The following is a 21,416-nucleotide window of genomic DNA, read 5'->3' on the forward strand; positions in this document are numbered from 1 at the left end:
CATAACTTCACAAATGATTTTACATTAAAAAAACCCTATTCCATGTATGAGGAAAAAGGGATTTGGATATACGTATAGTATCTTTGATATCACCGTTCCTTTTTTAGCCTCACTGGACTATTTTTAAAAGGGCTTTTATTTAATTGTCCTTATTATTTCAAATTCTAGTCAGGATGTCAATATATTTTTTCAATATAGTTAATAACTTCCTTGAAATAGGCTGGTGCCTCGACTTCAAATTCCATCCATTCGTTCCTTCTTGGATGTCTAAAACCCAGTATTTTCGCATGCAGCACTTGCCCATTCGTTTCCAGTGTTTTTCTTGGACCGTATTTCGGATCACCTACGAGAGGATAACCAATATATTTCATATGGACACGTATTTGATGGGTTCTCCCGGTTTCCAATTGGCACTCAATGTAGGTATAGTCAGGATAACTTTGAATGACACGAAAATGAGTCACTGCGGGCTTTCCTTGATCAACAATCCCCATTTTTTGGCGATCTTTCGGGTCTCTCCCTATCGGTGCGTCAATGACACCTGTTTCATGAGGGATTTCTCCATGAACGATGGCCTCATATTTACGTTTTATTTCTTTGGATGCAAGCTGTTCGGATAAATCAGTATGTGTCAAGTCATTTTTAGCAACGACTAAAAGCCCGCTCGTATCCTTATCAATACGATGAACAATACCTGGTCTTTCCACCCCATTAATCCCTGATAAATCATCACAATGGTATAGAAGTGCATTAACCAGCGTCCCACTTCCATGACCTACAGATGGATGTACAACCATTCCTTTTGGCTTATTTACGACCAATAAGTCACGATCCTCATAAATAATATCCAGTGGGATGTTTTCAGGTGTTAATTCCAATGGCTCTGCTTCCGGGATTGTCCAGGCTATTTCATCCCCTGCTTGACATTTATAATTTGCTTTTACCCTTTCGCCATTAATCGTAACATAACCATCTGCAATCCATGTTTGGACCTGGGAACGGGAATTCTCTGCATTTAGTTCTGAAAGTATTTTATCAATTCTTTGTTTTTCCTGTTCTGCTGTTACAACATGTTGAAAAGCACTCATGATTTTGTTTTTCCTTTCTTTGTTTCCTCTAGAATCGTAGCAATAATAACAAAAATAACGCCAACGGTTAATGCTGAGTCAGCTACGTTAAAAATTGGAAAATTATAGTTAAATATGTAGAAGTCAAAAAAATCAACTACTTCTTGACGGAACAAGCGGTCAATAAAATTACCAATTGCTCCTCCTAATATAAAGCTTAACCCTAAAGCCAACCATTTATCACTGTGGGCATATTTTTGCATGTAATAAACCACACCGATAACAACAATGACCGTTACAATATAGAAGAATAGCATCCTGCCTTCTAATATTCCCCATGCAGCACCTTGATTGCGATGTGATGTAAGATAAAAGAAACCATCTATGATGGATATGTTCTCCCCAATCTCCATGGAGCGAACAACCATCCATTTCGTTAATTGATCTATTCCAATAATAAGAAGAGCAATGATGTAATACCAATACATCGAATATCCCCCGATTCTATCTGAAGTTCTTATTCATCTTATACGTTAATGGATAAATTTTCAAGAACAAAAGCGCAAGCAATGAAAATGAGAACATTTACAACCTTGTGGAGTGTTTCTCCTCATTACCCTGTATTAAGAACAATAACATATTTTAGTATCTTATAGTGGCTGCTTTCTATAAGATTGGGAATGCGCTACTCTTGCCACCGAAAAAATTTGTTTTTGACACAAAATAAATAAACTGTGAAGTAACTTTATATATGTTGAAGCTTAATCTACCGCTCCGGAAATACACTACGCTAGTTTTGTGCTTCCCAACATTAAAATTTAGCTAAATAAATTATTAGGATAGCTAATCACTATTAAGCTGGTTGATTGGAACAGAGGGCAGTCGACTCCTGCAGGAAAAGCACGTGTCAAGACCTCAGCAGCGGCGGTTTTCCGCGAGGAGGCTGAAGCGTGCCCTAAGGTGCGCGACTGCCCGGAGCGGAATCGGGCAGTGCACTCATCAGATGTATATATTAACTGTGAAGAATAAAAGCAACAATTACTAACGAAAATAACTATTTTATTAATAGCAAAAAACGAGGTACAAATAGATTTGTACCTCGTTTCATCTTTATGCACTATAGTTTTCTTTAACAATGCTAGCACAGCGGGTACATAATTCTGGGTGGTCATGGTCCTCGCCAACTGTATCAGATGATACCCAGCAGCGTTCACATTTTTCACCAGGATGATTTTCCACTGCTACACTTACATAACGATAATCCTTCGCACCGTTCACAGTGTCTGTGACAACTGCTTCTGAAACGATTAATAATTGATGTAAGTGTTCCATAGTTTCCAACACTTCTTTCGTTTCGTTGTCTTTTGGTACAATGGTCACTTTTGCTTCTAATGATTTACCAATGACTTTCTCATTTCTAGCTTCTTCTAAAGCTTTTAATACATCATCACGAACCTTCATGAAGTGACTCCATTTTTCTTCATTAAACCCAGCCAATTTTCTAGGTTCAGGCATATCTGTTAATTGAACACTTTCCGCTCCAACACCAGGAATGAATTCCCAAACCTCATCTGCAGTATGTGGAATAATTGGAGCCAACAACTGCACTAATGAAGTGAGGATTTCATAGTAACCTGTTTGCAGACTACGACGTCGCTTGTTATCAGCAGCCTCAATATATAGGATGTCTTTTGCAAAGTCCAAATAGAACGAGCTCAATTCTACCGAACAAAAGTTATGAATACTGTGATAGATCGGAGAATATTCAAATCTTTCATAGCTTTCACGTACCGTTGTAATCAATTGCTGTAATCGGTTGAGCATGTAACGATCTACTTCTTCCAATTCCTCATCAGCTACTCGATCTGTGTTTGGATCAAAGTCTGCTAAGTTACCAAGCATGAATCGGAATGTATTACGGATCTTACGGTAACTTTCCGAAATTTGTCTTAAAATATCATCGGAAATACGTACATCTGCTTGATAATCAACAGATGCCACCCATAAACGTAAAATATCCGCACCGTACTGTTTGAGCACTTTAGATGGGAGAACGACATTACCTAATGACTTACTCATTTTCCGTCCATCCCCGTCAAGTACAAATCCGTGACTGACAATGTTCTTATATGGTGCTTTTCCAGTTACTGCGACCGCAGTTGAAATGGACGAGTTGAACCAGCCACGATATTGGTCACTTCCTTCCAGGTACACATCAGCAGGTCTTCTGTGTCCTTCGCGATTAAGCAAGACAGCCTGATGGGATGATCCTGAATCAAACCATACATCCATGATATCTGTTTCTTTTGTAAATGTACCATTTGGACTATGTTCTGATGTGAAGCCTTCAGGTAGTAAGTCTTTTGCTTCCCTTTCAAACCAAACGTTTGAGCCGTGTTCTGCAAATAATTTAGACACATGATTAATGGTTTCATCGGTAATAATCGGTGTACCATCTTCCCCATAAAATACTGGAATTGGAACTCCCCATGTACGTTGACGGGAAATACACCAATCTTCACGATCACGAACCATATTATATAATCTTGTTTCACCCCAGCTTGGATACCAGTTAATCTGTTTGATTTCATCCAGGATGTTTTGACGAAAGTCTTTAATCGAAGCAAACCACTGTGATGTTGCACGGAAGACAGTTGGCTTTTTCGTACGCCAGTCATGCGGGTACGAGTGAGTAATAAATGAAAGTTTCAATAATGCCCCAGCTTCTTCAAGTTTTTCTGTTACGACTTTATTTGCATCATCATAGAATAGCCCTTCGAATCCTGGTGCTTCAGAGGTGAATACCCCTTTGTCATCCAGAGGAGATAGCGCTTCTAAGCCATAGGATTTACCAACATAGAAGTCATCTTCCCCGTGCCCTGGTGCGGTATGAACACAACCCGTCCCAGCATCTGTTGTTACATGTTTTCCTAGCATTACAATTGACTCGCGGTCATAAAATGGATGTGTTGTAACGGCTTTATCCAGTTCTTTTCCTTTAAATGTTTGGACTACTTGAGGGTTTTCCCATCCTAATTCTGCTGCAACGGTTTCCAACAACTCATGTGCAACAACAAATCTATCTTCCCCAACTTCTGCAGCAACATAATCCAAGTCTGGATGTAAACTAATTCCTAGGTTCGCTGGAATTGTCCATGGAGTTGTTGTCCAAATAACAATTTTATCTCCCTTATCGAGTACCCCGTTTCCATCTGTCACAGAAAAGGCTACATAAATGGAAGGAGAGCGTTTATCATAATACTCAATTTCTGCTTCTGCCAATGCGGATTCGGATGATGGCGACCAGTACACTGGCTTCAAGCCTTTGTAAATATAGCCTTTTTTAGCCATTTCACCAAATACTTGAATTTGTGCGGCTTCGAAATCTTTTGTTAAGGTTAAATAAGGATTATCCCATTCACCTCGAACACCAAGCTGTTTGAATTGAGATCGCTGTCCATCTACCTGGCCTAACGCATATTCAGCACACATTTGTCTGAATTCCGCGATGCTTAACTTTTTACGGTCTATTTTTTTATTTTTGCTTAACGCTGTTTCAATTGGCAGACCATGTGTATCCCAGCCGGGAACATACGGAGCATGATATCCAGTCATAGATTTATGACGTACAATAAAATCCTTCAAAATTTTATTCAGGGCATGACCAATGTGCAAGTCGCCATTTGCATATGGCGGCCCATCATGTAAAACGAATGATGGTCTTCCCTTTGTTCTTTCCTGAACCTTCTCATATAATTTTAATTCATCCCATTGTTCTTGCCTTTTCGGCTCTTTATTTGGTAAATTTCCACGCATTTTAAATTTTGTTTTAGGCATTAACAACGTGTCTTTGTAGTCCATTTTGCTTCCTCCTTAAGTTGTTTTTATACTTATCTAACCTAAAAAAGCCTTCTCAAATCCCAAAAGGGACGAGAAGACTCGCGGTACCACCCTTATAAATTCAAAATAAGCATTTTAAATTCACTCGATATCCGTAACGTGGATCACCGTCCAATACTACTTGTTTCATATTGGATACTTTGGAGTGATGTTCTAAAAGCATTACTGACCAGGCTTCCACCATATCCTGATTCGCTAATCCAGTAAGGCTGCTTTTATACTGTCTCCGTCATCGTATTTCGACTTATTATCCTTGTTTATGAATTATATGTAAAATCGTGCATTTCGTCAAGATTTACGATTCATTTTCTATTAATTCGAGCTCTTCACCCATTTCTGTATCAAATAAGTCCTCCCAATCGTCCGTTTCAATCATCTCCAACTGAGCCTCTACTAACATTTTTAGTCTTGTACGGAAAACTTTTGCCTGTTTCTTTAATTCTTCCACTTCAATCGAAATTCGCCGTGACTTACTTAACGCTTCGTTTATAATACGGTCAGCATTTTTTTCCGCTTCTTTAATAATTAATTTTGACTCTTTCGTTGCACTGCTTTTCACTTCTTCTGCTGTTTCCTGTGCAACCAATATCGATTTATTCAATGTTTCTTCAATATTTGTAAAATGTCCCAATTTTTCATTTAACTGATTCAATTGTTCTTGCATGTCTTTCTTATCTCTGATCACCATCTCATAATCTTTGATGACCTGATCTAAAAATTCGTTTACCTCATCTTCATCATAACCACGAAAACTTTTTGTAAACTCTTTATTATGAATATCCAGTGGTGTTAATGGCACATTGGCCACCTCCTTATAAAAATAATAGATAATAATCATATAAGAACGTTTTTGTTTTCAACTAACTATTCGACAAAAAAGCCTTAAATCCTGCAAAAAATAAAACTAATTTTTAAAAATGGTTTTCTTTGCCAATAAATATAGAAACTCCGGACTAAGTAGATACTGCTAACCAACCGCTGCGAAAAACACCTAATTTAAAACCGCTATCGTTATTTTCCATTTTTCTTTTTTGGATTGTCCATTAATCCTAACTAATTGGCTTCGTCCTTTTCCTCGGAGTGAAAGCAGATCTCCCTCCTGCAGTTGGAAATTAACTTGGTCTACCGTTTTATAATTAACTTTAACCAATTGCTTTTTTATATATTCTGCGGCATCTTTTCTGGAAATATGATAAATTTCTTTAAGAACTGCATCCAGGCGTAAGGAGGAGACCGTTTTATCCGCTTCGTTCCAGTTTTTTTCCATTTCTATCAAACGGTTTAACGGAATTTCCTCGAATAATATGTTTGTTTTTTTGATGGAAATTAAGTTAGTTAGCACATAGGCTGCTATTTCATTTGCTGTCACGAGTTGTACGATTCCATCCCCTACAAAAATATCACCCAGTTTTTTTCTTTTCATGCCTAATGATAAAAAGGCACCCATTACGTCCCTATGGTCAAGTGAAACAAACTTATCTTGATAAAATGCCTGCAAGAGACTAAGTTGGTATGTGTCCTCTTTTATCTCTTCATAATAAGGTGCAATAACCGTACGTTTTCTTTCACTGTGAATTCCACCACCATAAAGGCGGAGCTGTAATTCATCCTGATTTGTTCCAATTAACATTTCCAAAATTTGCTGTTCTCTTGGATCAAGAAAATCAGTCAGTTTAGGTATAAAGGTCCTTTCAACCTGCTCTTTCCATGAAAGGACTTGATCAATAAACTCATGTTCATCTTTACGAAAATGCTGATAAATATCCATTAGAAACTCCTATTTGTAAAAGCCTTACATTAGAATAAAAACATTCTAAAAAACTCATATAACCCTAATCTAGCCAAGTGTAAAACAAAAATGGCTATAATTGGTGAAAAATCTATCATACCGAGTGGTGGGATAAATTTACGAAACACCTCTAAATAAGGTTCACAAATTTTTCCTAACATCTCACCAAAAGCAGATTCCCTTGCTCCAGGAAACCATGACATAAAAATATAAATAATTATTCCCCAACTGTATAAGTTAAGGGCTAAATCTAATATTTGTAATAATGAACCCATTTGCTGTTACCATCCTTTTTCATAATCATCTTCATTAAATAGACTATCTGTAATAGAACCAGAAACATCTATATTCTCGGGTGTGCATAAAAATGTTTCTGCACCCAGTTTTTGAATATCACCATTGACCGCATAAACCGTTCCACTTAAAAAGTCAACAATACGTTTAGCCTGATTGCGGTCCACTCGCTGTAAATTAATGACAACAGCTCGTTTACTAACAATATTATCAGCTATTTCCTGTGCTTCATTATACGTCCTGGGCTCGCATAATACCACTTTGGAATTCGGCTGCTGAACACTTGTCAAGCTGACGACATTTTGACTTTTTGCCTTTGCATTAAATTTACTTTCGGGCATTTGTTCTTCATCTACATATTCATACTCGTAATCTTCTTCTACAAAGAAATTTTTTATTTTGTTTTTTATGCTCATTTGTTTCACCCCACTATGGAAAAATATTTAACTCCCCACTAATTTGGAACCTATTCTAATATGGGTTGCCCCTTCTTCAATTGCAATATCATAATCATTGCTCATCCCCATGGATAAATATTCACATGGGGCATGCTTATAATTTTTTTCTTTTATTTGACCCCTTAACTCTGCTAATTGTCTGAAAACACCTCTAATTTCTTCTCTATCATCAATGTGAGGTGCCATGGTCATTAGGCCAACAACACGAATGTTAGGGAATTTTTCTAGTTCTTCAATAAAAGGCAGCACCCCACCATGGGCTAGTCCATGTTTTGACTCTTCCCCGCTGACATTCACTTGAACAAAACAGTTAACTGGTTTTTCTGTTCGTTTATTCACTTCTTTTGCCAGTGACTTGCGATCAAGGGAATGCAGATAATCGATTTTATTGATGACATCTTTAACTTTACGTGACTGCAGTGTTCCAATAAAGTGCCAGCTTGCTTTGTTACCTATTTTTTCGTATTTTTCAAGAAAACCTTCATTTCGATTTTCGCCAAGATTTTTAATCCCTGCGTCAATTGTCTCTTCTGCTCGTTCTATTGTAACATATTTCGTCACTCCGATAATCGTTATTTCATCAAAATTACGATTGCTTTTCACGCAGGCTTTTCTCATGTTTTCTTCAATTTCTTTCAAATTTTCTGCTACATCCATTATTATCATTTCTCCTCCCTAGTATAATTAAGCTAAATATCCTAGGAAACCTAGCATTCTTCCTGTTTTCCCTTTATCTCTTCGATGTGAAAAAAATAGCGCATCATCTTTAAATGTGCAATAATTTGTCACTTCTATATTATGACGTAATATACCAGATTGTAAAAGGATTTCTACATTTAATTGCTTTAAATTCAATAAAAAACGATTATTTCCTTTAGAAATGATACATTTCTCCCGATATTTTCCATCAATGGTGCTCACTACTCTTTCATCCACTTCGTACATTTCTTGGGAAATACAAGGTCCAATTGCAGCTAACAAATTGGTTGTTTGAACACCTTTTTCTTTCAAAGCCAAAACCATTTTTTCTGCCATTCCATTGACAGTGCCCTTCCACCCTGCATGTGCTATTCCAATGTATTCACTCACTGGATCAAAAAAATAGATTGGTACACAATCGGCGAAAAACGCTGTACAGAGGATTCCTTTTTTATTGGTTATAAGGCCATCTATTCCTTTTAATGAACTATCATATGAAATAGAGCCCTTTCCTTTGTCTTCTTCAGAAACGACCTTTATGGATGTTTGATGTACTTGCTCACCAGACACCCAATTTGCAACCGGAATATGAAGTTTATTCGCTAAAATGTTGCGATTTTTTATTACATCTTCTTGATTATCTGGGACATGCAGACCAAAATTGAGTGTATGAAATGGAGGAGCACTTACTCCTCCATTTCTTGTTGTAAACCCAGCTATTAACTTTGGATGTAATTGCTGCCATTTTTTTATATGTAAAAAAGAGTCATCACTTTGACAAAATGCTTCGATCATTATTTAGTCCCCCTGAAATATATTTTATTACATGAAGTAAACATGGAATTTCAACAATATCGTGTAACGATGCCAAATTTCGCTAACAGTCACGAGTGAATGCGAGTTCCTCTAATATTTTAGCACATCTTACAGTAATTTTTCTTATTTATGCGAATATGACTGTGTGAGCAGTAGTGGCCCCTTCGCTTCTCTTACCAGTATAACATCTGAACCTATTCGGACAATCTGATCCCAGGAAATAATCAGTTCATCGGACCTGCTAAAAAAATTTCCTTTCTTATCCTTTACCAATAAAATAAACGCCTCAATCTTCCCTGTATCAGGGTTAATTTCAAGGTCCGAAATATTTCCTAACCTACGCCCATCCTCAATTAGAATAACTTCTTTTAGCTGCAATTCTGATAATGTAACCATACTAATCACCCACCTTACTACACTATATGCGAGGATGTACAATATTTTCATATAGAATAAAAAGATTTATGTATTTTGTTTTAAAATATGTTAATCGTACAGAAAAAGGAGCTGGGAGATTAATCAACGGGAAGAGTACTCGACGTTCAAATCTTTATGAAAGGCTCTTTTCGCAAAGTTTTTTTGTTATGAATTGATATAAACTCCTGACTAACTTAATTAAGAATAAATGTCTGATGGGATGGGGGCTATGATGATTTCCGCTCCGGGCAGTCGCGGATCTTAGGGCACGTCCTCAGCCTCCTCGGAAGAAAACCACTTCCTGCTCAGGTCTGGACACGTGCTATTCCCGCAGGAGTCGACTGCCCTCCGCTACAATCAACCATCTTAATAGTGGTAGAGTATATTTTATAGCATAATCACATGCTAGAAAGCCAAAAGCACCAAACTAGCTGAGGAAATACACGGAGACTCCCGCGGGAAAAGAGGCATCGGTGAGCCCCCTAAAGAAGACAGCACGAGGAGGCTCACCAGCCGCCCTAAGGTGCGCGTAGTGTATTTCCGCAGCGGTAGTATTATCTCAAATTAAATATATTTGCAGTCTATATAAAATGCGACACAAAATTTCCATTTAAAAGCAATAATCTTTTAGAAAATAGCCATCTGAAAACAGCCTTAATAAAAGAAAAAATCCGAACTAATTCAAATTCTAATGGAAGAATTTTGAATCATCGTTCGGATTTTTTTAACTAGAACACTTTTGCCCCAGCCTCACTTTGCGAATACGAAACAAAAATGATCTGCTATAATATTGCAATTATTATCCTTCAAACATCTGCTTATTCATTTGGCTGATTGCTGCTTTCTCTAGACGGGATACTTGTGCTTGGGAAATTCCGATTTCATCTGCCACTTCCATTTGCGTTTTCCCTTGAAAAAAACGTTTATTTAAAATCATTTTTTCCCTTTCATTTAGCTTATACATTCCTTCTTTCAAAGATAGCTTGTCTACCCATGTGGAATCTTTATCTTTATCATCACTAATTTGATCCATGACGTAAATCGGATCTCCACCATCGTTATATATAGGCTCGAATAGGGAAACGGGATCTTGAATGGCATCCATAGCAAAAACGATATCATGATGGGGGATTCCCATCTCTTCAGCAATTTCAGCTGGGGTTGGTTCTTTAGAAGTCTTATTAATCAATTTTTCCCTTACCTGTAAAGCTTTATATGCAATATCTCTTAACGATCTTGAAACTCTTATAGGGTTGTTATCTCGGAGATACCTTCTAATTTCTCCGATAATCATAGGAACAGCATAGGTCGAAAATCGTACATTATGTGACAAATCAAAATTATCTATAGATTTCATCAATCCAATACAACCTACTTGAAATAGATCATCTACATATTCTCCCCGATTATTAAACCGCTGGATAACACTAAGAACTAGTCTCAGATTTCCATTCACTAGTTCTTCCCGTGCAGATATATCTCCTTCTTGTTGCATTCTTGTAAATAGTTCCTTCATTTCTTCATTGCTGAGTACTGGTAACTTCGATGTATCAACCCCACAAATCTCAACTTTGTGTCTAGTCATATGTTAACCCTCCCGGATGGTGATGCTGTTCATGGACAGTATCTCCTCTCGAGAGGGTTTTTATGCAATGCTAGGAGCTTGAAAAAAATACCATTACCTGTCAAAACCTTAACTAACTAAGCCTAGACCATTTTATTAAATTCTTTTTTCAGTCTCCTGATTATTTTCTTTTCTAAACGGGAAATATACGATTGTGAAATCCCTAACATATCGGCTACATCTTTTTGTGTTTTTTCTTCCTTACCGACTAAGCCAAATCTTAGTTCCATGATTTGTTTTTCTCTATCATTCAGTTTTGATAATGCCGCTTTCAGCAAACTTTTATCTACATCGGATTCTAGTCCTTTAGTTATTATATCATCATCCGTACCAAGGACATCTGAAAGTAATAATTCATTACCATCCCAGTCAATATTCAGTGGTTCATCAAAGGAAACCTCTGATTTGAGTTTGTTATTCCGACGCAAATACATTAAAATTTCATTTTCAATACATCTTGAAGCATATGTTGCTAATTTAATATTTTTCTCTGGATTAAATGTGTTTACTGCTTTAATTAAGCCAATTGTTCCTATACTTATTAAATCCTCAATATTAATTCCAGTGTTTTCAAATTTACGAGCGATATAAACGACTAAGCGTAAATTTCGTTCAATTAATATTGACCGTGCCGTTTTATCACCTTTTGGCAGCAATACCAATAATTCCTGCTCTTCTTGTTTGGAAAGTGGTGGAGGAAGTGCTTCACTTCCTCCTATATAATATATTTCATCCGTTTTAAAACCTAGTCGAACGAGTAACTTATACCACTTTAAACGAAGACGTAATCGCAGTTTCCAAAATTTCACATCTCATCTCTCCTTCTATGCTGAATGAATGGTAGCTAATTGAATAATTTGAGGATGAAGTAAGCAATGATAACTATTGTCCTTCGTAAGTCCTGCAAACTGAATCCCAATTAATAATTTACGACTTTTAATTTTTTCTTCACCGTAGTACACAATCAAATGTTCCGGACGAATAGCAAACAGGTACATATTACTACCCTGTACCCCTTGATAGGGAACAATCTGAATGCTCGTTTGCCATTCTTTCGGGATTTGTTCCATATCAAAATGATCATGAGCCCTTTTTAAACTTTGCCAGTCCTCTTCGGTAAACCACTGTTTAAGAAATGATTCATCACAAATAATGACCGGCTTTTTTGTTAGAGGATCCACTAGCTGATTACCGCTGTCTATGTAACCCGTAGTGGAAAAACTTTTATCCTTGATTTGGATTGTTACTGAATAAAGTTGATCATACCGGATTTTTTCCGATGCGTGCTTGTCCATACGGGCCTTGGTAAAATACCATACAAATGGAAATCCAATAATGACAAATAGCCAACTAACCGGATCTCCATATCCTTTATTAAACGTCATCAAGCCGCCTGATGATACGGCAATTGGATTGGAAAAAAGAAAATGTAATCCTACGAGTCCACCTCCTATGGAAAATGTTGTGAAATAAAACAATAAAAGTAGTTTTGAATACCGATAAATCGTTATAAAACCAAAAGAACATAATATAATAAAGAGAGAATATAAAATTTTACCAACTACCCCAGAAAAGATTGAATCCGGATAAAATACGGTAATCGGTACAATTAAGGAAGCAACAAATGCCCCTAAAATAATTCGGATCATTTTAGTACTATCTCTTGCTAATGCTTTTGTAAGCAATAAGAGCATAAAGTCCAAGCAAAAATTTAACGCCCAGACCGCATCCAGGTAGATGGTCATCTCACTCTTCCTCTCTTAAAAGAGGACTTAACTCTTTTAAATTTAATATCTTATGTTCTAAATGGTTAGGATTTACTGAGAAGTATAACCAATCTCAGCAGCAAAGTCTGTCATTTCTTGTATGCAGAAACAGGCTAATTTTAACTAGTTATTGAGGAGTTTGTCGGGAGGATTCTGATAGAGAGTATGAAAGTGCCAGTTTACAGGGTATCCATTTGTCGAAACTTATTTGAAGAAACTTAAAGTAGAAAGATACGTTACCTTTGTTTACCTAAGTGCGAAATCATCCTCTATGCGAGGAGATTTCATGTTGCCATTCCCGTGCAAAGCATGGTACATCCGAAGCTAGAGATTTTTATACCGGAATAAAGCATATCTTTATTAGTAGGTTTTCCCCCCTACTGATAGTTAGATGAACAAATAAGTAGTTTACTAGCTGTCCGACCCGACCCACTTATCCTTCTTGAAATATCCCGAATTCTTGAAGTGATGACCTTACAGCCAGTTAATTACGTGGTGTAAATTATACAGTCAATAAAATTTACCATTTCCTAAATTGGTATAAACTCCTGGACTAATGAAAATTGCTATTGTGTTGCTCTCGCTTGCTCTAATGATAATGGCGGGCTTCATTCGCTCCGGCAGAATACTTACGGTTCGTGGGCACGTCCTCAGCCTCCTCGCGGAAAGATGCCGTGCTCAGGTCTGGAACGTGCTATTCCCACAGGACAAGGACCACTTCGGCAGCAATACATCGCACGAAGAAAATCGATTTTTATTTTCGAGGAGTCTTCGTATTCTGCCTACGCTAGTACTGGTTTTCTAATTAATGTATAGCTATAACCTCTATAATAGTGACGTATGATAAGTTTCTTTTTACTTAAAGAGAGAGTACTCTAAAGAAATAAACTGCGCTCAGATTCAATCAAACACCGGTTAGCAACACTCAAGTAGAATGGTGAATAGCACTAGACCAGCGGAGAAAATACACGGAGACTCCTGCGGGAACAGTGACCAGAGTGAGACCCCTAAAGACGCGATAGTACGAGGAGGCTCACGGGTCGCCCTAAGGTGCGCATAGTGTATTTCCGTAGCGGTAGGTACAACACCAACTTAGCATCTAAAGTTACTCCGGTGTTTATATTAAATGCGAAATAAAATTTTCCCGCAAAAAAGCAACAATATTGTATAATACAGCCAAAAACAAAAAGCAAACGAGCGATATTTCTCACTCGTTTGCCATGTATCATTATCTTCTATTTCGATTGCGGTTTCTTAAGAAAGTTGGTATATCCAGTTCATCATCTTCCTGCTGTCTGGGACGTTGGACCTGTTCCCGTTGTTGTACAGGCTCCTCTTTTGCTGCTGCATGCTGATTATGATTAATGACTGGTCGCTGCTGTCTTGGTTTTGCTTCCTGTTTTTTATTTAGTTCATCAAAACCAGTTGCAATAACCGTTACGACAATTTCATCATTTAAATTCTCGTTAATAACAGATCCAAAAATAACATTCACTTCTTTATCTGCAGCAGACGTTACTAAATCAGCCGCTTCCTGAACTTCATATAGACTAAGATTCGTTCCACCAGTAATGTTCATTAATATACCATGGGCACCATCAATAGACGTTTCAAGTAAAGGAGAAGAAATAGCCTTCTTCGCTGCTTCTGTAGCACGTGTTTCCCCAGTAGCTATCCCTATCCCCATTAGTGCTGAGCCTTTATCATGCATAATCGTTTTAACATCAGCAAAGTCAACATTAATCAAGCCTGGTTTTGCAATCAAGTCGGAAATACCTTGAACACCTTGTCGTAACACATTATCAGCTTCACGGAAAGCTTCCAGCATTGGTGTATTCTTATCCACAATTTCAAGTAAGCGATCATTTGGAATAACAATTAACGTATCGACACTTTCCTTTAAAGCATCAATACCAGAAATGGCTTGTGTAGAGCGTTTTCTGCCTTCAAAAGTGAAAGGTCTGGTAACTACACCAACAGTAAGTGCCCCTAAATCCTTTGCCACTTGAGCTATTACTGGAGCAGCACCGGTTCCGGTACCACCACCCATTCCTGCCGTTACAAATACCATATCAGCACCTTGTAAAACTTCTTCAATTTGCTCTTTACTTTCTTCGGCTGCTTTCTTTCCAACTTCCGGATTTGCACCTGCACCCAGACCTCTTGTCAGCTTGCCGCCAATTTGAATTTTCAATTCCGCTTTTGATAGATTTAAAGCCTGTGCATCGGTATTTACTGCGATAAATTCAACACCTTCTACACCATGTTCAATCATTCGATTAACAGCGTTATTACCGCCGCCGCCAACTCCAATGACTTTTATCGTTGCCAATTCATCCATATTTGTATCAAACTCTAACATTTTTCGTTCCTCCTAATTTCTACGCAAATCACACGAGTTTTATAGATTTAAGTATATAGTCGCCTAATCAAAGAACCATTTAAATAGATTGCCAACTTTCCCTGTCTCTTTCTTCTCTTTTCTTTTCGGCTCATCTGTGCTTTGCTGCTTGGGATTACGTTTAGGGGAAGGTTCACTAACTTCATTTCGGACTGCTGGATATAATTCTTTTCCTTGAATTTTTGCATTCCGATGAGCAAATTGCAGAACGCCAACTCCTGCAGTGAAATGAGGCTCTCTAACTCCAATGTAATCTGGAATAGCAATACGAACATTAGAGCGGAATAAATCTTGAGCCAGATCTAATACCCCAGGCATTGCCATTGTTCCTCCTGTTAGCACATATCCGCCGGGTAGTTCGTGATACCCCATCTTTCGAATTTCCCTCTCAGCAAAAGCATAGATCTCTTCCATTCTTGCTTCTATCATATCAGAAATTTCGAGCTGATTATACGTTTCTCTTTTATTACTTCCTATAATAGAAACCTCAAATGTTTCATCTTCCTGGGCATCATCATAAAAGGCGTGTCCATAATTTAATTTTACATCCTCGGCTTCTTCCGTGGTAGTACGTAAACCGATGGATATATCTTTTGTTATATTATTTCCACCTAAACTGACAACACTTGTCCCCTGCAAATGATCATTTTCAAAAACAGAGATAGTTGAACAGCCTCCCCCAACATCAATTAATGCAACACCCATGTTTTTTTCATCTGGAGATAAGGCTATCGTACCAGCAGCAAGTGGTTGAAGGCAAATATCTGCTACCTCCAAATTTGCACGTTCAACACATTTTAAAATATTATGTAAAACCGTTTTCGAACATGTAATAATCGTTCCTTCCATTTCCAGCCGAACGCCAATCATTCCTCTTGGATCTGTTATTTCATCTAATCCATCGACAATAAACTGTTTGGGAATAACGTCAATAATTTCACGTTCAGGTGGAATAGAAACCACTTGTGCCCCATCAAGCACTCTACTTATATCTTCATCACCAATTTCACGATTTTCACTTTGAACAGCGACCACCCCGTGACATGGCTGCAGACCAATATGATTCCCGTTTATTCCTACAACCACCCGCTCAATATGCATTCCAACCATACGCTCGGCTTGTTCTACTGCATTTCTAATGGAATGTACGGTTTGATCAATGTCCACTACTGCACCTTTTTTCATTCCATTGGATTTTGCAGTACCTACTCCAATGATGTTTAATGAATCATTTAATACTTCTCCAATGATTACTTTGATTTTTGATGTTCCTATATCAAGACTTACTAGTATTTCACTGTTATTCAAAGAAAGGCACCTCCAAATTCAAAACATCCATACATGATGGATTCAACAATCCGTTCATTATTTCCGGCAATTAACTAGTTTAATAAGAAAAGAAAATATATATAGGTATTTCCACAAAAAAAAGCGTATTCCTTTAATTTTTTCCGAAAAATCTTATCTCGTTTTTCTTTTTCCTGTAATCATATGCATTCGATTGACTTATCAATTATATGGGTTTCGATATCATTATTCTGATAAAGTGAATCTTCAATCAGTGTGAGATTCATCCCTTCTGATTATTAGATAAACGAATCAGGATTTTACTGGCTGCGCGTCCCCCATATCATTCCTGAAGTATCTCGAATTCTTCTAGTTGAGGTCTTCAGCCAGTTAATCACGTGATAATTCTTCGGAAACGTCTTCTGACTCTCCACCCTCTGAAGAATTCGTTTCAAAGGATTCAAAATACACACCGACTCCAATATGTATAATACCTTCTGATCCCGGTTCCAATTGGGAAACAATCGAAGGATACACTTCCATTCTACTGGCAAAGTTTCGAATCGTTCCATCTACCAAATAACCATCTCTCATATACAAAAGGATTTTATTTTGGTTTTCCTCTGTAGGTTTCCAATGAATTTCCGAGATAAGATTGGCTATATTTGCTGGTAACTTATTTAATTCCTGAGCTATCCGTTTTATAGGCTCATCCTCCGTAAAACCAATCAACATTGGAGAATTTCCATTATATGTAGCTTGTCCTGTTTCAAGTGTCACGCCATTAGCTAAGATTGGAAAAAAGTTCCTCTCTTGTTTTATATAACCGACAACATTATGTTCCGTTATATCAATTGTCACTGTCCATGGAAGTTTTCGGTTCACTTCTGCACTGTCTACAATGGGATTACTCTGAATCTTACTTTCTATGGAATCAAAATCAATCATCCATATATTTGTATCGGCAATTAGTTGACTTAATTGAATAATTTCTTCTTCCGTTGTATGTACATTTCCATGAACAGTAATCGTTTTAATTTGGCTTAATGGTGATTGTAAATAAACGATAATTGAAATCAAGAAGAAAAAGATTGATAGATAAAAAATTAATCGACGATTTGCTTTTTTTTTGCGGGCTTGTTTTAATTTCGGAATGCGATCCTCAATTGAAACAATATTTTTGTCACTCATCTCCATTTCTTCCTTTTTAGAAAATTAAAAGAATAAACGGCATAAAATTATGCCGCTTTTATTCAGTTACATGAATTATATCATAAAATACAGGGAAACATATAGTGTACAACCATTAGTTTATCAAGTTTTTTCATAAAATGTATCTTCTAATATTTTCCACTCACAAATCGCCACTATATTTTGGAATAAATGCTAATATTTAACAATATCCCAACCGAACATAGGGTTAAAGTTAACGAAGATCCCCCATAGCTGAGAAACGGAAGCGTTATCCCTGTAACAGGTATTAAGCCAATAACAACACTAATATTAATCATTGCCTGAACAGCTAACATAGAGACAATCCCAAGTGCCAACAATCTTCCGAAAAGATCCGGTGCTTCCAACGAAACTTTTATTCCCCTCCATAGGAGAAGCAGAAATAATACAATAACAAATGTTCCCCCAATGAAACCTAATTCTTCTCCTATAATTGCGAATATAAAATCATTCTGTGGCTCAGGCAAATAAAAATACTTTTGAAGACTATTCCCTAAACCTAAACCCATTAAACCTCCGGGACCAATCGCATATAACGATTGTATAATCTGAAATCCGTCCCCCAACGGATCTTCCCATGGATTCAAAAATGCAGTAATACGATTAATACGATAGGGCGCAGATGCAATTAAACCGACTAAACCGAGTACACCAAGTGCAGCTAGTCCAAAAAAATGCGACAGTCTTGCACCGGCAGCAAATATCATAATCATACAAGTAAGCACCAAAACCATACCAGTTCCTAAGTCAGGCTGCAGCATAATCAGACCAAAAGCTGTAAAAACCAGCAATAGACACGGTAAAAACCCCTGTCTGAAGGAAGTTATATACTTCTGACCTACAGCAAGCAAATTAGCCAAAAAGATAATAAGACCCAGTTTCATAAATTCGGAAGGCTGAATACTGAATGCACCAACTCCTATCCAGCTTTGAGCACCACCGCGTACTAAACCAATCCCCGGAATTAGAACAAGAATTAACAAACTAAAACATACAATCAAAATTACTTTGGCATATTTTTTCCATGTATTGTACGGTATGAACATAAAGAAGAACATGGCAATTACCCCTACACCAGCAAATAGTAATTGTCGCTTCAGATAGAAAAACCGATCACCAAACTTATACTCTGACCAAACATAAGACGAGCTGTAAACCATCACGACTCCGACAATCAGTAAAACTATAATAATCCATAACAACATAAAATCAGGTTTACTTTGATCATCCAGACGTTTTTTAAACAAAAAAACACCCCTTTACCTAAAATGATAGACAGGGGCATTCAATATTCCTTTTATTTTTATTTATACAAGCCCCTACACTAGTTTATGCACGGCTTGTATAAACATGTCACCTCTTTCTTCAAACGTACGATACTGATCCCAGCTGGCACAGGCTGGTGAAAGTAATATAATATCTCCTTCATTTGAAAGCGAATATGCTTTTTCGACCGCATCTTCCACACGATTCGCCAATACAACTTCATTAACTCCCGTATTCTCGGCTAACTGTTTCAGTTTTTCCTTCGTTTGCCCAAAAACAACCATTGCTTTGACATATGTTAAAAATGGAGCCAGCTCATCAAATCCATTTCCTCTATCCAATCCACCAGCAAGTAAAATCACCGGTTTATCAAAAGCAGATAACGCCTTTTGTGTTGCTAAAAGATTGGTTGCTTTGGAATCATTGTAAAATAAACGTCCTAGTTTATGACCCACATATTGGAGTCTGTGTTTTACACCCTGGAATGACGTTAGTACGCTACGAATCCCCTCATTTGTTGCACCATTTAATTTAGCGGCTGAGATGGCTGCTAATATATTTTCCAGGTTATGTTTCCCTACTAGGACAATTTCTTCACGGGAAATAACTTTCTCATCTTTAAAATAGACAAAGTCCTCGTCCATCCACGCACCCTGTTCCACTTTTTTGCTTATAGAGAATGGAACAAGCACCGCTTTTGCATTTTTTAATTCAGAAACAATCACATCATCGTCTGCATTATAAACTAAGTAATCATCACTCGTTTGGTTTTTAAAAATATTGCATTTTGCTTGCTTATAGTTTGCGAAAGTCTTGTGATAATCGAGATGTGCTTCGAAAATATTTAACAAAACAGCAATGTTCGGTCTGAATTTTTCAATGCCCTGAAGCTGAAAGGAGGACAATTCTAATACTAACGTTTCCTTTTCTGTAAGTGTTTGAGCGACCTCGGTAGCTACTATTCCGATATTGCCGGCTACCTTCACAGGCCGTTTACTTGCTTGAAGTATTTCTGTAATTAAGGTTGTCGTAGTTGTTTTTCCATTGGAACCAGTAATACCTATAATCGAATGACCAGCTAATTGATAAGCAATTTCTATTTCGGTAATAATAGGTATGTCGCGTTTCTTTGCCTCAACGATAATAGGATTATCATAAGAAATACCTGGATTTTTTACGACTAATTTGATGTCATCCAGAACAGAAAGTGGGTGTGATCCTACAACCACCTCTGCTCCCATTTTACGTAAGTCAACCACAACCGAATCGTTTTCCTCTGTTTTCATATCATTTATACGTACTTGTATTCCATTATCGAGCAGTAGTTTTGCTGCTGCTGTACCACTCTTAGCCAGGCCAAGAACGAGCACATGTGAATATGGAAAATCCAATAGTTTTTTCAATTTAAGCCCACCTCAATATATATGCCAAGCACAGCAAAAATAAGTCCAATTAACCAGAATGTCGTTACCACTCTCCACTCGGACCAGCCTAATAATTCATAGTGATGATGTAGGGGACTCATTTTAAACACTCTTTTTCCAGTTGTTTTAAATGAGATAACTTGAATGATAACAGATAAGGTTTCCAGAACGAATACCCCACCTATGATAACAAGCAATATCTCTGTTTTTGTTAAAATCGCAACAGCACCTATAGCTCCCCCTAGTGCTAAAGAACCTGTATCTCCCATAAACACCTTTGCAGGGTGTGCATTAAACACTAAAAATCCTAAAAGAGAACCTACAACAGCAAGGGAGAAGATTGATACTTCCGTGTGTCCTCCCAAAAACAAGGCAAGAATTGCATATGCCCCAAATGCAATGGCTGCTATTCCTGCTAAAAGCCCGTCTAAACCATCCGTCAAATTTACTGCATTGGATGCACCTACAAGCATAACAATGATTAAAATAGCATAAAACCATCCAAAATCCCACTGTACATCGGTACCCGGTATATGAATATATGTAGAAAAGCCTTGTCCTTTAAGGATAAAGTAAAAGATAAGTGCAATAAGAATTTGTCCCAGCATCTTTTGCTTTGAAGTCAAACCTAAGTTACGCTTCATTGCTACTTTTATAAAATCATCTAAAAATCCGAGTAATCCATATCCAACTAAAACAAAAATCAATAGCCAAAATTCATAGCTCAGATTGTTCCCCAGAACTTTATAAACCATAATAATGGATGTAATCACAATACTTATGACTATCATGATCCCACCCATTGTCGGGGTACCTGACTTTTTCATATGTGACTTTGGTCCTTCTTCTCTAATACTTTGACCAAATTTCAACCTTCTTAATAAGGGGATGAAAATGGGAGACAAAAGGACGGTAACTAGAAATGCAATTGCTATGGTTACAAATATGACAAATAGATCCATTAATATTCCTCCT

General features: G+C 37.3%; 19 protein-coding genes and 1 other annotated feature. All 19 genes read right to left on the bottom strand.

Features of this window, described 5'->3' with window-relative positions:
* Nucleotides 1–176 precede the first annotated feature (176 nt).
* On the bottom strand, nt 177–1,088 hold the full coding sequence (locus GMJ66_RS11215; protein WP_156290411.1) for an RluA family pseudouridine synthase: 912 nt from the start codon (nt 1,086–1,088) through the stop codon (nt 177–179).
* The gene (lspA, locus tag GMJ66_RS11220) at nt 1,085–1,555 is read right to left on the bottom strand and encodes a signal peptidase II (protein WP_156290412.1); all 471 of its coding nucleotides are present in this window, start codon (nt 1,553–1,555) and stop codon (nt 1,085–1,087) included. The genes GMJ66_RS11215 and lspA overlap by 4 nt, the downstream gene beginning before the upstream one ends.
* Nucleotides 1,556–2,177: 622 nt before the next feature.
* Nucleotides 2,178–4,928, bottom strand: a complete 2,751-nt coding sequence (ileS, locus tag GMJ66_RS11225; protein ID WP_156290413.1) for an isoleucine--tRNA ligase — start codon at nt 4,926–4,928, stop codon at nt 2,178–2,180.
* A gap of 61 nt (nt 4,929–4,989) precedes the next feature.
* Nucleotides 4,990–5,209 (bottom strand) — a binding site (T-box leader).
* 53 nt (nt 5,210–5,262) lie between these two features.
* Nucleotides 5,263–5,766 (bottom strand): DivIVA domain-containing protein, encoded by a 504-nt coding sequence (locus GMJ66_RS11230; protein ID WP_156290414.1) that lies wholly within the window; start codon nt 5,764–5,766, stop codon nt 5,263–5,265.
* A gap of 192 nt (nt 5,767–5,958) precedes the next feature.
* Nucleotides 5,959–6,735, bottom strand: coding sequence for a YlmH family RNA-binding protein (locus GMJ66_RS11235; protein ID WP_156290415.1), 777 nt, complete (start codon nt 6,733–6,735; stop codon nt 5,959–5,961).
* Between the two features lie 29 nt (nt 6,736–6,764).
* Nucleotides 6,765–7,031 (bottom strand): YggT family protein, encoded by a 267-nt coding sequence (locus GMJ66_RS11240; protein ID WP_156290416.1) that lies wholly within the window; start codon nt 7,029–7,031, stop codon nt 6,765–6,767.
* A gap of 6 nt (nt 7,032–7,037) precedes the next feature.
* Nucleotides 7,038–7,466, bottom strand: a complete 429-nt coding sequence (locus GMJ66_RS11245; RefSeq protein WP_156290417.1) for a cell division protein SepF — start codon at nt 7,464–7,466, stop codon at nt 7,038–7,040.
* Between the two features lie 27 nt (nt 7,467–7,493).
* Complete coding sequence (locus tag GMJ66_RS11250) at nt 7,494–8,165, bottom strand: YggS family pyridoxal phosphate-dependent enzyme (protein ID WP_197046671.1); 672 nt, start codon at nt 8,163–8,165, stop codon at nt 7,494–7,496.
* 27 nt (nt 8,166–8,192) lie between these two features.
* Nucleotides 8,193–9,002 (bottom strand): peptidoglycan editing factor PgeF, encoded by an 810-nt coding sequence (gene pgeF, locus GMJ66_RS11255; RefSeq protein ID WP_156290418.1) that lies wholly within the window; start codon nt 9,000–9,002, stop codon nt 8,193–8,195.
* A 144-nt stretch (nt 9,003–9,146) separates the two neighbouring features.
* The gene (locus GMJ66_RS11260) at nt 9,147–9,419 is read right to left on the bottom strand and encodes a YlmC/YmxH family sporulation protein (protein WP_156290419.1); all 273 of its coding nucleotides are present in this window, start codon (nt 9,417–9,419) and stop codon (nt 9,147–9,149) included.
* Nucleotides 9,420–10,239: 820 nt separating this feature from the next.
* A complete protein-coding gene (gene sigG / locus GMJ66_RS11265) occupies nt 10,240–11,025 on the bottom strand; it encodes an RNA polymerase sporulation sigma factor SigG (RefSeq protein WP_156290420.1) in 786 nt (261 codons plus the stop codon).
* A 122-nt stretch (nt 11,026–11,147) separates the two neighbouring features.
* Complete coding sequence (gene sigE / locus GMJ66_RS11270; RefSeq protein WP_156290421.1) at nt 11,148–11,873, bottom strand: RNA polymerase sporulation sigma factor SigE; 726 nt, start codon at nt 11,871–11,873, stop codon at nt 11,148–11,150.
* 15 nt (nt 11,874–11,888) lie between these two features.
* A complete protein-coding gene (gene spoIIGA / locus GMJ66_RS11275) occupies nt 11,889–12,809 on the bottom strand; it encodes a sigma-E processing peptidase SpoIIGA (RefSeq protein WP_156290422.1) in 921 nt (306 codons plus the stop codon).
* Nucleotides 12,810–14,058: 1,249 nt separating this feature from the next.
* Nucleotides 14,059–15,192 carry a cell division protein FtsZ gene (ftsZ, locus tag GMJ66_RS11280; protein ID WP_156290423.1) on the bottom strand — a complete coding sequence of 378 codons (1,134 nt, stop codon included), beginning with the start codon at nt 15,190–15,192 and terminating at the stop codon, nt 14,059–14,061.
* A 63-nt stretch (nt 15,193–15,255) separates the two neighbouring features.
* Nucleotides 15,256–16,539, bottom strand: a complete 1,284-nt coding sequence (gene ftsA / locus GMJ66_RS11285) for a cell division protein FtsA (protein WP_156290424.1) — start codon at nt 16,537–16,539, stop codon at nt 15,256–15,258.
* A gap of 369 nt (nt 16,540–16,908) precedes the next feature.
* Nucleotides 16,909–17,709 (bottom strand): cell division protein FtsQ/DivIB, encoded by an 801-nt coding sequence (locus GMJ66_RS11290; protein WP_156290425.1) that lies wholly within the window; start codon nt 17,707–17,709, stop codon nt 16,909–16,911.
* Between the two features lie 176 nt (nt 17,710–17,885).
* Nucleotides 17,886–18,956, bottom strand: coding sequence for a stage V sporulation protein E (spoVE, locus tag GMJ66_RS11295; RefSeq protein WP_156290553.1), 1,071 nt, complete (start codon nt 18,954–18,956; stop codon nt 17,886–17,888).
* Between the two features lie 114 nt (nt 18,957–19,070).
* Complete coding sequence (murD, locus tag GMJ66_RS11300; protein WP_156290426.1) at nt 19,071–20,420, bottom strand: UDP-N-acetylmuramoyl-L-alanine--D-glutamate ligase; 1,350 nt, start codon at nt 20,418–20,420, stop codon at nt 19,071–19,073.
* Nucleotides 20,417–21,403: a phospho-N-acetylmuramoyl-pentapeptide-transferase gene (gene mraY, locus GMJ66_RS11305; protein ID WP_156290427.1), complete on the bottom strand. Its 987-nt coding sequence runs from the start codon at nt 21,401–21,403 to the stop codon at nt 20,417–20,419. Before mraY ends, murD begins: the two co-directional genes overlap by 4 nt.
* Nucleotides 21,404–21,416 lie beyond the last annotated feature (13 nt).

Origin of the sequence: Oceanobacillus salinisoli (assembly GCF_009733865.1) — a bacterium.
Lineage (GTDB): Bacteria > Bacillota > Bacilli > Bacillales > Amphibacillaceae > Oceanobacillus > Oceanobacillus salinisoli.

Bases quoted from the DNA above. Each gene is read 5' to 3' on its own strand.
- GMJ66_RS11240 (WP_156290416.1), bottom strand. From the start codon at position 7,031: ATGGGTTCATTATTACAAATATTAGATTTAGCCCTTAACTTATACAGT.
- sigG (WP_156290420.1), bottom strand. From the start codon at position 11,025: ATGACTAGACACAAAGTTGAGATTTGTGGGGTTGATACATCGAAGTTA.
- GMJ66_RS11235 (WP_156290415.1), bottom strand. From the start codon at position 6,735: ATGGATATTTATCAGCATTTTCGTAAAGATGAACATGAGTTTATTGAT.
- ileS (WP_156290413.1), bottom strand. From the start codon at position 4,928: ATGGACTACAAAGACACGTTGTTAATGCCTAAAACAAAATTTAAAATG.
- GMJ66_RS11215 (WP_156290411.1), bottom strand. From the start codon at position 1,088: ATGAGTGCTTTTCAACATGTTGTAACAGCAGAACAGGAAAAACAAAGA.
- GMJ66_RS11245 (WP_156290417.1), bottom strand. From the start codon at position 7,466: ATGAGCATAAAAAACAAAATAAAAAATTTCTTTGTAGAAGAAGATTAC.
- GMJ66_RS11290 (WP_156290425.1), bottom strand. From the start codon at position 17,709: ATGAGTGACAAAAATATTGTTTCAATTGAGGATCGCATTCCGAAATTA.
- ftsZ (WP_156290423.1), bottom strand. From the start codon at position 15,192: ATGTTAGAGTTTGATACAAATATGGATGAATTGGCAACGATAAAAGTC.
- GMJ66_RS11260 (WP_156290419.1), bottom strand. From the start codon at position 9,419: ATGGTTACATTATCAGAATTGCAGCTAAAAGAAGTTATTCTAATTGAG.
- mraY (WP_156290427.1), bottom strand. From the start codon at position 21,403: ATGGATCTATTTGTCATATTTGTAACCATAGCAATTGCATTTCTAGTT.
- spoVE (WP_156290553.1), bottom strand. From the start codon at position 18,956: ATGTTGTTATGGATTATTATAGTTTTACTGATTGTCGGAGTCGTGATG.
- lspA (WP_156290412.1), bottom strand. From the start codon at position 1,555: ATGTATTGGTATTACATCATTGCTCTTCTTATTATTGGAATAGATCAA.
- pgeF (WP_156290418.1), bottom strand. From the start codon at position 9,002: ATGATCGAAGCATTTTGTCAAAGTGATGACTCTTTTTTACATATAAAA.
- spoIIGA (WP_156290422.1), bottom strand. From the start codon at position 12,809: ATGACCATCTACCTGGATGCGGTCTGGGCGTTAAATTTTTGCTTGGAC.
- GMJ66_RS11250 (WP_197046671.1), bottom strand. From the start codon at position 8,165: ATGGATGTAGCAGAAAATTTGAAAGAAATTGAAGAAAACATGAGAAAA.